This is a genomic window from Pseudoxanthomonas sp. P4_B2, from assembly GCF_056402315.1.
Genome location: NZ_JBFUHQ010000001.1, coordinates 291481 through 303882 on the forward strand (window position 1 = coordinate 291481; position 12402 = coordinate 303882).

General features: G+C 62.9%; 12 protein-coding genes. 1 reads left to right on the forward strand and 11 read right to left on the reverse strand.

All coding sequences use genetic code 11. From position 1 onward, the window contains the following. The 4 genes from AC1DTQ_RS01245 to tviB form a co-directional block, all read right to left on the reverse strand. The gene (locus tag AC1DTQ_RS01245) at nt 1–1587 is read right to left on the reverse strand and encodes an XrtA system polysaccharide chain length determinant (protein WP_477847339.1); all 1587 of its coding nucleotides are present in this window, start codon (nt 1585–1587) and stop codon (nt 1–3) included. Next, nucleotides 1587–2213 (reverse strand): XrtA/PEP-CTERM system exopolysaccharide export protein, encoded by a 627-nt coding sequence (locus tag AC1DTQ_RS01250; RefSeq protein ID WP_477847341.1) that lies wholly within the window; start codon nt 2211–2213, stop codon nt 1587–1589. The genes AC1DTQ_RS01245 and AC1DTQ_RS01250 overlap by 1 nt, the downstream gene beginning before the upstream one ends. Before the next feature lie 109 nt (nt 2214–2322). After that, nucleotides 2323–3330, reverse strand: coding sequence for an NAD-dependent epimerase (locus AC1DTQ_RS01255; RefSeq protein ID WP_477847342.1), 1008 nt, complete (start codon nt 3328–3330; stop codon nt 2323–2325). A 76-nt stretch (nt 3331–3406) separates the two neighbouring features. Next, nucleotides 3407–4696 carry a Vi polysaccharide biosynthesis UDP-N-acetylglucosamine C-6 dehydrogenase TviB gene (gene tviB / locus AC1DTQ_RS01260; protein ID WP_477847343.1) on the reverse strand — a complete coding sequence of 430 codons (1290 nt, stop codon included), beginning with the start codon at nt 4694–4696 and terminating at the stop codon, nt 3407–3409. Nucleotides 4697–4948: 252 nt separating this feature from the next. Between tviB and galE the strand changes: the two genes are divergently transcribed. After that, nucleotides 4949–6001 (forward strand): UDP-glucose 4-epimerase GalE, encoded by a 1053-nt coding sequence (gene galE / locus AC1DTQ_RS01265; protein WP_477847345.1) that lies wholly within the window; start codon nt 4949–4951, stop codon nt 5999–6001. On the opposite strand, the gene AC1DTQ_RS01270 is transcribed toward galE, so the two are convergent. From AC1DTQ_RS01270 to AC1DTQ_RS01300, 7 genes are all read right to left on the reverse strand, one after another. Continuing rightward, complete coding sequence (locus AC1DTQ_RS01270) at nt 5950–6807, reverse strand: alpha/beta hydrolase family protein (RefSeq protein ID WP_477847346.1); 858 nt, start codon at nt 6805–6807, stop codon at nt 5950–5952. The genes galE and AC1DTQ_RS01270 overlap by 52 nt on opposite strands. Beyond that, nucleotides 6804–7616 (reverse strand): bifunctional hydroxymethylpyrimidine kinase/phosphomethylpyrimidine kinase, encoded by an 813-nt coding sequence (gene thiD, locus AC1DTQ_RS01275; RefSeq protein WP_477847348.1) that lies wholly within the window; start codon nt 7614–7616, stop codon nt 6804–6806. The genes AC1DTQ_RS01270 and thiD overlap by 4 nt, the downstream gene beginning before the upstream one ends. Then, entirely contained in the window at nt 7613–9301 is a 1689-nt protein-coding gene (locus AC1DTQ_RS01280) for a SulP family inorganic anion transporter (RefSeq protein WP_477847349.1), read from the reverse strand. Before AC1DTQ_RS01280 ends, thiD begins: the two co-directional genes overlap by 4 nt. Nucleotides 9302–9330: 29 nt before the next feature. Beyond that, nucleotides 9331–9582, reverse strand: a complete 252-nt coding sequence (locus AC1DTQ_RS01285; protein WP_477847350.1) for a helix-turn-helix domain-containing protein — start codon at nt 9580–9582, stop codon at nt 9331–9333. Between the two features lie 175 nt (nt 9583–9757). After that, nucleotides 9758–11161, reverse strand: coding sequence for a PhoH family protein (locus AC1DTQ_RS01290; protein WP_477847352.1), 1404 nt, complete (start codon nt 11159–11161; stop codon nt 9758–9760). Nucleotides 11162–11279: 118 nt separating this feature from the next. Then, a complete protein-coding gene (locus AC1DTQ_RS01295) occupies nt 11280–11762 on the reverse strand; it encodes a peroxiredoxin (protein ID WP_477847353.1) in 483 nt (160 codons plus the stop codon). A 4-nt stretch (nt 11763–11766) separates the two neighbouring features. Next, a complete protein-coding gene (locus AC1DTQ_RS01300) occupies nt 11767–12342 on the reverse strand; it encodes a glycine cleavage system transcriptional repressor (protein WP_477847354.1) in 576 nt (191 codons plus the stop codon). Nucleotides 12343–12402 lie beyond the last annotated feature (60 nt).

Below are 12402 nucleotides of genomic sequence, written 5' to 3' on the forward strand. Positions count from 1 at the left end.
TCAGGCGACCATCTGCTTGAGGCCAAATGCCAGTCCGTACGCCAGAACGACGACGAACAGGATTCCCAGGCTCATCGCCTGGCGGAGACGAAGGCGGCGCTGGTCGCGCGGGGTGCGGTAGAGCGGCACGACGGTCAGCAGCTGGCGATCGGAAATCTTCTGCAACTGGCTGGCCGAACGGATGCGGGGATCGAAGCGCACGCGCAGGAACAGCAGGGCCAGCGGAACGACGACCGCCATGAGCAAACCGGCGATGGCGAAATGCAGGAAGCGCAGACCGGTGGGACGCAGCGGCATGATCGCTGGATCCTGCACACGCAGGGTCAGGCCGCGTTCCTCGCGGTCCAGTTCCATCGAGACGCGCGCGTTTTCGCGCCGGCGCAGCAGGTCCTGATAGATGTCCCGGTTGACTTCGTAGTCCCGGGTCAGCTCGGCCAGCGCGCTTTCCGAGGCGGCGATGCGACGGCTACGGCCGAGTTCTTCGTCCAATAGCGATTCGGCGATGCCCATGCGCGACTGGGTGGCGGCCATTTCGCGGCGGGCCTGTCCCTGTTGGCTGCGCAGTTCTTGATACAGCGGATTCATCTGCGCATCGTCGAACGGACTGGCGGTTTTCGGTGCCGTCGCGCGCCGCTGCTCTTCATCGCGCATCGCCTGCTGGATATCGGCCATTTGGTGGCGGATGCGCACCACGTCCGGGTATTGCTCGGTGTAGGTCAGCAATAGGCGGTCCAACTGGCTCTGCAGTTCGAGCAACTGTCCGCGATACAGGCTCTCGCGGGTCTGCACCGCGGTGACCGCCGATTCGCCGGAAAGCTGCGAGGTGATCGCGCTTTCGCGCGATCGCTGTTCCAACAGCGACATCCGGGTCTGCTCGACCTGTGTACGCAACGTGCTGATGCGGGTGCTGGCATCGGTAGCGCTGCCGGGCTGCGCGTCGGCATTGGCGGAGCGGTACTTCTGCAGGTTGTCTTCGGCGTCGGTGAGTTTCTTGTGGTAATCGTTCACGCGCGCATCGATGAATTGGTAGGCCTCGCGGCTTTCGCGGCCCTTGGTGGCCAGGCTTTCCTTGATGAACATCGCGCCCAGGCGTTCGGTCACCTTGTAGGTGCGCTGCGCATCGGAATCGCGGTAGGTGATCTCGACCAGGTCGGGGCGAGAGGCACGGATGGTGATTCGTTCCTTCAACTCCTCCAGCAGGCGGTCACGTTGCAGGGGCGTGGGATTGTCTTCCAGCCAACCGCCGGTCTTCAGCGCGTCTTCCAGCACCTTACGGCTGTAGATCACCTGGCGCGCGATGCCCGCGCGGTCGGTGACGCCGGTCGCCACGGCGCGGCCTTCCAGCAGCGGCTGGATGATGTCGCTTTCTTGGGCCAGGATGGTGGTCGAGGCCGTGTAGTTCTTCGGCAACAGGAAAAGGCCGGCGAACAGGGTCAGCAAGGCTATGCCCGCGAAGATCGCGACCAGCGCCAGCGTGTGGCGGCGTCCTTCGTTCAGAAGGATCGGTACGATCTCGTTCGGGGCAAGGGCGGAAGAAGGCCGGTTGACGGCCGTGGAACGGCGTCCGGGAAGTGCTTCTGCGCTCATCAGAACGTGCGCTCGGGAATGGTGATGACGTCGCCCGGCGAAACCGGGAAGTTGGTCGACAGATCGCCGCGGTTGAGGATCTTGTCCAGACGCACGGCGTAGCTCTCGGTGCCTTCGCCCGACTTGCGATACAGCTCGGAGCGATCGCCTGCGGCGAATTCGGTCACGCCGCCGGCGGCCAACACCGCGTCGAGCACAGTCATGCCGGGGCGGTAGGGGATGGAAATCGGTTGCCGTACCGCGCCGGTGACGCGGACGCGCGACAGGTATTCGTGGCTGCGAAGGTCGGTCAGGATCACGGCGACCTGCGGATCGCGTACGAAGCTGGCCAGCTTGGTCTGAATATCCTTGGCCACTTCGGCCGGTGTATGCCCGCCGGCGGACACATCGCCCACCAACGGTACCGAGATCATGCCGTCGGGACGGACCGGCACGGTGATGCCCAGTTCCGGGTTGCGCCAGACCGACACCTGCACGATGTCGTCGACGCCGATCTTGTAGGAATCGACAGCGGTGGCGGTCGCCTGGACAGGCGGAGGCGCAGCTCCGGCGCGGCCGCTGCTAGCGCAAGCGGTCAACAAGAGCGACAGGCAGACAGCCGTCAAGCCAGCAATAGAGCGCAACATTCCATTTCCCCTGTGTTGGTCACGTCAACTAAAACGCTGAAGGCGTGCTGTTCCGGACACGTGCTGCTTCAGGCATGCGGTGTCCGGACAGGGGGAACCTGAATCGGTTTCAGGTTCGGTAGAAATCCCGATACCAGTCCACGAAGCGTCGCACGCCGGTTTCGATGGAGGTGGAGGGCGAATAGTCCGTATCGCGCTGCAAGGCGCTGACATCGGCGTAGGTGTCGGGCACGTCGCCGGCTTGCAACGGAAGCAGGTTGCGTTCGGCCTTGCGGCCCAGGCATTCCTCCAGCACTTCGATATAGCGCAGCAGCTGCACCGGTTGGTGGTTGCCGATGTTGTAGACGCGGTAGGGCGCGCTGGAACTGGCCGGAGTGGGATTGAGCGGGTCGTAGGTCGGGTCCGGCCCGGGAACGCGGTCCAGCGTGCGGATCACGCCCTCGACGATGTCGTCGACGTAGGTGAAGTCGCGTGTGTGGTGGCCGTGGTTGAACACGTCGATGGGTTCGCCCGCCAATATCTTGCGGGTGAACAGGAACAGCGCCATGTCCGGGCGTCCCCAGGGCCCGTAGACCGTGAAAAACCGCAAACCGGTGGTGGGCAGGTTGAACAGATGGCTGTAAGTGTGGGCCATCAGTTCATTGGCCTTCTTGGTGGCGGCATACATGCTGACCGGATGGTCAACGCTGTCTTCCACCGCGAATGGCAGTTTCTTGTTCGCGCCATAGACCGAGCTGGAAGAGGCGTACACCAGATGCTCGATACCGCGATGGCGGCAGGCTTCCAGGATGTTGAGGAAACCGACGATATTGCTGTCCACATAGGCCTGCGGATTTTCCAGCGAATAACGCACGCCGGCCTGCGCGGCCAGATTGACTACGCGCTGCGGTTTGAATTCGTCGAAGGCCGCCTCCAGCGCGGCGCGGTCTTCCAGCGAGGCTTGTACGAAGCTGAAGCCTTCCAGCGGCAGCAGCCTGTCCAGCCGCGCCTGTTTCAGCCGCGGGTCGTAGTAGGCGTTAAGGTTGTCGTAGCCCAGTACCTCATCGCCACGGGCCAGCAGACGCTGGCTCAGGTGTGAGCCGATGAAGCCGGCGGCGCCGGTGACCAGTACGCGCATTCAGAACATCTCCGTGGATTGCGGGTGCAAGTTTACGGCAGGCGGCCATCCATACGCAGATGGGCAGTAGCCGGCCTCACAGGCAGTCGTCGACGCTCTGCCGCGGAAGGGCACGCTTGACGTCGAACAGGACCGCGTCGGGCTTGCCGAAGGCGCGGATGCCCTCCGCCCCCAGAGCGATGAACTCGCGATGCGAGACTGCCAGGATGATCGCGTCGTACTTGCCCTGTTCGGGCTGTCCGATCATCTCCAGGCCGTATTCGTGCCGCGCTTCGTCCGCGTTCACCCAGGGGTCGTGGATATGCACGTTGGCGTTGTAGCTGCGCAGCTCCGCCACGATATCCACTACTCGAGTATTGCGTACGTCCGGGCAGTTTTCCTTGAAAGCCAGGCCCAGGATCAAGATGTTGGATTGGGTGGTCTGCAGGTTGCGCTGCGCCATCAGTTTGGCGGTGCGGCGCGCGACATGGCTGCCCATGCCGTCGTTGATCCGGCGTCCGGCGAGGATCACGTCGGGGTGGTAGCCGATCTGCTGAGCCTTGTGGGTCAGATAATAAGGATCCACGCCGATGCAGTGGCCGCCGACCAGGCCGGGGCGGAAAGGCAGGAAGTTCCACTTGGTGCCCGCGGCTTCCAGCACTTCGTGGGTGTCGATGCCCAGGCGGTGGAAGATCAGAGCCAGTTCGTTGATCAGGGCGATATTGACGTCGCGCTGGGTATTCTCGATCACCTTCGCCGCCTCGGCGACGCGGATGCAGGAAGCCTTGTGCGTGCCGGCGGTGATGATCTGGCGATACAGGTCGTCGATGAAGTCCGCGGCCTCGGGGGTCGAGCCGGAGGTCACCTTCATGATCGTTTCCAGGCGGTGCTGTTTGTCGCCCGGGTTGATGCGCTCGGGGCTATAGCCGGCATAGAAGTCCCGGTTGAAAGTCAGGCCCGACTCGCGCTCGATGATCGGCACGCAGATTTCCTCGGTCGCCCCCGGGTAGACCGTGGATTCGTAGATCGCCACGCCGCCCTTGGCGATCGCGCGTCCCACCGTGCGGCTTGCCGATTCCAACGGCCGCAGATCGGGCCGTTTGTATTCGTCGATCGGCGTGGGCACGGTGATGATGAAGATGTTGCAACCCTTCAGTTCTTCAGGGTTGTTGGCGAAGCTGAGATCCCGCGCCTCGCGCAGTTCCTCTTCCGAAACCTCCAGCGTATGGTCGTGGTACTGGCGCAATTCGGCGACGCGCTTGGCGTTGATGTCGAAGCCGAGGGTCTTGAAGCGGCGTCCGAAGGTGGCTGCCAATGGCAGGCCCACATAACCCAGGCCGATGACGGCGATGCTGATCTGGTCGCGCGAAGGCAGTGCGGCATCCATACGGAATGTGGCTCTCGTCTGTAAGTGAACATGCTGATGAGATCTAGACGTATGACGTCTAGGCGGACGGAGTCTAGCCGATGCCGTCTGCAGGCGTGCTGCACACGATGGATGCGGAATCCCCCTTATGGCCGACTGAACGCGCAAAACGCCTTGGTCAGGACACAGGGAGGTTTGTCCGATGCCATCGCCGTATTGCGTAAACCTGTGTACCGGGGCGAGTGCGGCCCGGGTCCACCAGGGGAATCGACGATGCGCATCCTGCTTTGCGGCGGAACCGGTTATATCGGTTGCCATACCTATCTGGTACTGGCCGCGCGCGGGCATGAAGTGACTCTTGCGGACAATTTCAGCAACAGTTCCCCGCAGGTGCTGCACCGACTCGAAACGCTGACCGAGTCCTCCGTCAATTTCCACCGCGCCGATATGCGCGACCGGAAGGCACTTACAAAACTATTCTCCACCCGCCGGTTCGATGCCGTGGTCCACTTCGCCGCGCTGAAGGCGGTCGGCGAATCCTGCGAACGCCCCCTCGATTATTTCGACAACAACATCAGCGGCACCATCAATCTGCTGCAGGCCATGCGTGAGGCCGAGGTCCGCAACCTGGTGTTCAGTTCCTCGGCGACCGTTTATGGCGATCCCGAGCATCTGCCCATCCGCGAGGACGCGCGCTTGCAGGTCACCAATCCCTACGGCCGCACCAAGCTGGTGATGGAAGAATTGATCGGCGACGTGTGCAGGGCAGATCCGACTTTCCGAGCCGCGAATCTGCGTTATTTCAATCCCGTCGGCGCCCACGAATCGGGCATGGTGGGAGAGGATCCGGGCGGCATCCCCAACAACCTGATGCCGTACATCTGCCAAGTGGCGGTGGGTCTGCGCGACAAGCTGAGCGTGTTCGGCGGCGACTGGCCGACCATCGACGGTACCGGCGTGCGCGACTACATCCATGTCATGGACCTGGCCCGTGCCCACGCCGACGCGCTGGACTATCTGGCCCGCGAGGACCGCAGCCTTACCGTCAACCTGGGAACCGGCAAGGGCGTCAGCGTGCTGGAGCTGGTGCGTGGCTTCGAGAAAGCGTCCGGCCGCAACATCCCCTACGAAATCATCGATCGCCGTAATGGCGATGTCGCCGAGGTCTACGCTGATCCTTCGCTGGCCCAGCGATTGCTGGGCTGGCGTGCCGAGTTCGATGTCGATGCCATGTGCCGCGATGCCTGGCGTTGGCAGTCGCTCAATCCGCAGGGCTATGCGTCGCTGCTTGCGACAGAACCCGACAGAACGCTGGCCACCGCCTGAGGTTGTTTCATCCAGGCGAAGTGGTTTGCGTTCGTGCCCAATGCAGCGCGGTCCAGGACTTGAGTAGCCGCTGTCGTTTGCGGCATCTTGTCCAGCAGGGCCTGCATCGATCGGCGCGGCGCGAGCCAGTCGTCTTTCATTAGCACCGTATGAATCCGGGCCTTGACCTGAGACAACGCCTCCTCGAGATTCGATTCCATGCCGGCGGCCGCGTAGCGGTTACTGAGGCCCACCTTAGCCCAGTCGCGCATCAGGCTGCGTGCCTCGTCGCCCGCGAAGCCCAGTCGCCGGCCGTGAAAAACGTCGCGACGGTCGGCGATCCACGGTACGAACTGATAAGCAAAGGGGAGGACATAGCGCCTCGGTGCCGGAAAGGTACGCCAGTAGGGCGAACCGCTGGCCACCAGCCAGAGGTGGTCGAATGCATCGGGATGCAGTCCCAGATAGCACGCTGCGAATTGCGCGCCGATGCTGTGGCCGCCGATGATCCGCTCCGGCGCGCCGCAGTGTTCGACGGCGGCGGCGTGGCTGCGCGGAATGTCCAAGGTCAGTATCTGGCGATAGCCCCAGTCCATCTCGCGGCTCGGACGCAGGCTGCTGCTGCCGTTGCCGCGCATTTCCTGCAGGAACACGGCGACACCTTTCGCCGCGAGCGCGTCCGCCAGTGGAATGTAGTGCCGGGCCGCCACGCCAAGCGCGGGCAGCCACAGCAGCGAGGCCCGCGGTTGCGAAGGAATGCGTGCGATGAGGTTGTAGCGGTGGCCGTCGTCCGTGGACAGCGGAATGCCGAGTTCCTGGATGCTCATCGCGCGGGCGCTGCTCCGAAATGATCGAGTACGACGATGTCGCTGCGTCCGGGGCGGTAGCCTTTCAACAGGGCGGCGTGCACGTAGTCCGACGCCGCCGAGCAGGCTTCGGTCAGGGTAAGGCCCAAGCACAGGTTCGCCGCGACCGCAGAGGCCAACGTGCAGCCGGTGCCATGGGCTTCGATCCGCAGACGCGGGTGCGCGATTTCGCGCATGCCCGTAGAGTCGGCGAATAAATCGACCACCACATCGCCGTCGTCCTGCAAATGACCGCCTTTCAGGAATACCGAAGCGGCTCCCAGCGAGAGCAGTTCATTGGCGGCCGCGCGCATTCCTACAAAGTCCGTAATGGCATGGTCCAGCAACAATTCGGCTTCCGGAAGATTGGGCGTAATCACCGAGGCAAGCGGAATCAGATGCATGCGCAAGGCGCTCAGAGCGGCGTCTTCCAGCAGCTTCGCGCCGCTGGTCGCCACCATCACCGGATCCAGGACGACGAAGGCAGGCGTGTGCGTTCGCAATGCATCGGCGACCGCCTCGATCACATCTGCATTCGCCAGCATCCCCAACTTGACCGCACCGATGTCGAAATCCTCGAAGCAGGCGTCGATCTGCGCGCGCAGGAAATCCACCGACGGAACGCTCACCGCAGTGACCCCGCGCGTGTGCTGCGCGGTCAGCGCGGCGATAGCCGATAGTCCATGCACGCCATGGGCGGCGAAGGTTTTCAAGTCCGCCTGGATGCCGGCGCCGCCGCCGGAGTCGGAGCCGGCGATGGTCAATGCAGAGAGGGTTTGTACAGTGCTCAAGCGCCGGTGGCCTTTGTGTTTTCGCCGGGATCGACCAGGGTTTCGGCCAACTGCAGCGCCGATTCGAAATCCGCGACGAAATGCAGCCCACCTTCATGTAGGTCCAGTCCCATTTTACGGATAACCTCAAGCGGCTGGGCCTGCAAGCCCGAGATGATCAGCACGATGTGGCGACGGCGGCAGCGGTCGAGCAGCGTTTTCAGCGCATGCACACCGCTGGCGTCGATGATCGGCACCAGACGCATGCGCAAGATGAAGACTTTCGGAGGCTCGAAGAACTGATCGAGAAGTTCGTCCAATCGGCTGGCCGCGCCGAAGAACAACGGCCCGCTGATCTGGAATGCTTCCACGCCCTCGGGCAGGCGTGCCCGTTGCGTTGGGTCTGCGCCGCTCCCGCGTTCGTCGCCGTTCTCATCGATCAGCTTGATCCCGGAACTGACTTCGAACGCATCTGCCATGCGGAACATGAAAACGAAGGCCGCGGCCACGATTCCCGCCTCGATGGCGATGGTCAGATCGAAGAAAACCGTCAGCAAGAAGGTCAGAAGCAGGACCAGCCGGTCGCCTTTGGGCGCCGACATCGTGTGCCGGAAATGCTGGTGCTCGCTCATGTTCCAGGCCACTACCAGCAGCACCGCCGCCAGTGCGGCCAGCGGCACATAACGCATCCATGGCGTCAGCAGCAACATGAACACCAATAAGAAAGCGGCATGCAGCATGCCCGCCACCGGCGAACGCCCGCCAGCGCGTACGTTGGTGGCGGTGCGAGCGATCGCGCCGGTCGCAGGCAGGCCTCCGAACAGCGCCGCACCCACGTTGGCCAGCCCCTGCGCCACCAGTTCGCCATTGGAACGATGGCGTCCGCCGGTCATGCCATCGGCGACCACCGCCGACAACAAGGATTCGACGCCGGCGAGGAAGGCGATGGTGAAGGCGCTGGGCAACAGTTCGAAAGTGCGTTCGAACGGGATGCGCGGAAAATCGAAGACCGGCAACGATGACGGCAAACTACCGAAGCGGCTACCGATGGTTTCCGCCGGCATCGCGAACGCGATGCAGACGCCGGTGCAGACCAGCAGGGCGATCAGGAAACCGGGCCAGTTCGGCTTCCAGCGCCGCAGCGCGATGATGATGGCAAGGCCCAATACCGCAAGCGCGACCGCTGCCGGTTGCGTGGTCGCGATGTGCCTGGCGTAAGCGGACCAGCGTGCGAAGAACTCCGCCGGCACGCTTTCCATCCGCAATCCCAGCACGTCCTTGACCTGGCTGGAAAAGATGCTGACCGCGATACCTGCGGTGAAGCCGGTGATCACCGGCTGTGGCATGTACTTCATCAACGTGCCAAGGCGCAGCAGGCCTGCGCCTATCAGCATAAGCCCGGCCAGCAACGTGCACAGAATCAGGCCGCCGAAGCCAAACTTCTGGATCACCACGAACACGACCGGAATGAACGCTGCCGTCGGCCCACCAATCTGCACCCGCGACCCGCCCAGCGCGGAGATCAGGAAGCCGGCGATGATCGCGGTATACAGACCTTTCTCTGGCGTGGTGCCGCTGGCGATAGCCAGCGCCATGGCCAATGGCAGCGCGACGATGGCGACCGTAAGCCCGGCGATCGCGTCGGCGCGCAAGTCGGCCCAGCGATAGCCGCCACGCAGCACCGTGTACAACTTCGGTACGAACATGCGCCCGTATTGCGCCGCGTCCATCGATATCACACGATTTCTTTCAGACGCACGCCGCGCCCGCGCCCCTGGCTAGGCTGCTCGTTGCCGATCAGTTCGATTCCGGCGGCATCGAGTGCCTCGATGATCTTGGTCAACGTGTCGACCACGCCGCGTACATTGCCCTTGCTTGCCTCCATGCGCTGAATGGTGGGCAGGGAGACGCCGGCCATCTCGGCCAGCGTTCGCTGGTCGATACCAAGCAGCGCGCGCGCGGCCCGCAATTGCACGGCGGTAATCATTTGCGCCCCTAAGGCAACGGATCAGGGCATTTATTCGAGCATATGAAGCATGTTGATGCAATTACTGTAAATGCATACTGATGTATAAAACATCACTGCAAGTCAGGTCTGCTGATCAATAACGGCACCGGCCTGCGGGGAACGCTGGGCTGGCAAGCCAACCCGGCATCCGCAGTCAAAGCACTTCCGATGCGTAATCGGCCAGCCTAGAACGCTCGCCACGCCGCAGCGTGATGTGCGCGCTATGCGCCCAGTTCTTGAAGCGGTCCACGGCGTAGGTCAGGCCCGAGGTGGTTTCGGTCAGGTACGGCGTGTCGATCTGCTCCACATTGCCCAGACAAACGATCTTGGTGCCAGGGCCGGCGCGGGTGATCAGGGTCTTCATCTGCTTGGGGGTGAGGTTCTGCGCCTCGTCCAGGATCAAATAGCGGCTGAGGAAGGTGCGCCCGCGCATGAAATTCATCGAGCGGATCTTGATGCGCGAGGCGAGCAGATCGTTGGTCGCCGCGCGGCCCCAGGCGCCGCCGTCCTGGTTGTGGGTCAGCACTTCCAGGTTGTCGGTCAGCGCACCCATCCAGGGCGTCATTTTTTCTTCTTCGGTGCCCGGCAGGAAGCCGATGTCCTCGCCCACACTGACGGTGGCGCGGGTCATGATGATCTCGCGGTAGCGCTGCTGGTCCATGGTCTGGGCCAGGCCCGCAGCGAGCGCGAGCAGGGTCTTGCCGGTGCCGGCGGTGCCGAGCAGGCTGACGAAATCGATTTCCGGATCCATCAGCGCGTTGAGGGCGAAATTCTGCTCGCGGTTGCGCGCGGTAATGCCCCACACGGCATGCTGGGTGCTGCGGAAATCATCGGCCAGCGCCAGCGTCGCTTTCTTGTCGGTGCCGATCTTGGCGACGCGGAATTCCACCTCGTCCTCGCCAGGCAGGTACAGGAACTGGTTGGGATACCAGTCCTCGTCCTCGGTCATGGTCACTTCGTAGCTGGTACGTCCAGCCTTGTCGCTCCACGAGCGCAGGTCCTTCTCGTGGCGGTCCCAGAAGTCGGTGGACAACTCGGTGGCGCCAGTGAACAGCAGGCTGAAATCGTCGAGCGCGCGGTCGTTCTCGTAGTCCTCGGCCACCAGTCCGCTAATCGCGGCTTTGATCCGCAGGTTGATGTCCTTGGACACCAGGATGACCGGCACTTCGGGGTGCCGCTCGCGCAGCTCCAATACTGCGGCGAGGATCTTGTTGTCGGGGGCGACGGTGCCGAAGGTGCGATCCAGCGCCACCGGCTTGGTCTGGAAATAGAGCTTGCCAATCGCGCTCTGCGATTTGAGCTGTAATCCCTGCGGATGACTGAGCACGATGCCCGCGTCGATCTGCTCGGCGCCGGCGCCCTCGATCAGTTCATTTAGGAAACGGCTGACCTGGCGCGCATTGCGGCTGACTTCGGTCATGCCTTTCTTGGCGTTGTCCAATTCCTCGATGACCTGCATAGGCAGGAAGACATCGTGTTCCTCGAATTTGAACAGCGCGGTCGGATCGTGCATCAGCACGTTGGTGTCCAACACGTAGATGCGCTTGCTTCGGGTCATCTAGACAGCCTCGCGGAGGGTGGGGTGTGGGATCGGGTGCAACACGTGGATCTGGCGCAGCATCGCGCCACCGCAACCCGCAGGGCGGGGCAGTGGCGTAGTGAGAAAAAAGAGTCGGTCACTGTTTGCTTGCGACCTTCAGTGCTTCCAGTACCGCTTCGGCGTGGCCGGCCACCTTCACTCCACGCCATTCCTGCGCGATACGCCCGTCCGGCGAGATCAGGAAGGTGCTGCGGACCACGCCCAGCACTTTGCGGCCGTACATGTTCTTCTCGTGGATCACATCGAAGGCCTTGCATAACGCCTCGTCGGCATCGCTGACGAGAGGGAATTTGAATCCCTGCTTGGCGCAGAAGTTATCGTGCGATTTCACCGAATCCCGCGACACGCCAAGCACGGTAGCGTTGAGTTTCTTGAACTTCGGCAGCAGCGCGTTGAAGTCGATGCCTTCGGTGGTGCAGCCCGGCGTGCTGTCCTTCGGATAGAAGTACAGCACCAGCCACTGGCCGGCATAGTCGGAGAGTTTCGCGGTTTCGCCGCCGGACAGCGCCAGCGGAAGCTTCAGCGTGGTTTTGCTCAGGGCCGTGCCGGTTGCTGTCATCAGGTCAGAACTTCATCGGGTCCATGATCGCGTCCAGGTTCAAATGGTCGCAAAATTCGAGGAAATCGTCGCGCAGCGCGGCGATGTGCATGTTGGCGGGCACGCCAATGGTCACCTGCGCGGAGAACATCTCCGCGCCGGTCTGCATGGCGCGATAGCGCGTGCTTTGCAGGTTTTCGATGGTGATGCCCTGGCGGTCGAAGAAATCGGCCAGTTGGAACAGGATGCCGGGCTTGTCCGCCGCCACCACTTCCACGATATAGGGCAGCAGGTTGGACTGAACGACCTTGGCGCCGGTGCGGTACCAGACCAGCTTCAGGCCTTCCTCGCGCTCCAGCCGGGTCAGCATGGCTTCCAACTTGGCCACCGCATCCCACGAGCCGGTCGCCAGCGCGGTCACCGACACATCGCGGCCTACGGTGGAAAGGCGCGCATCGACCAGGTTGCAGCCGCTATCGGCGATCCGACGCGTCACCGACAGGAGCGGCGACTCCGGATGCGTCGTATAGGCGTTGATCAGGAGATGGTTCTCGTTCGGCGAAGGCCGGGCGGTCGAATCGGTCAATGGAGCTTCCGGCATCACTTCTAGTCTGAATGGCGACCGGGCAGGTGCCTGGTGCATGGCCCAGCATACTTGCCC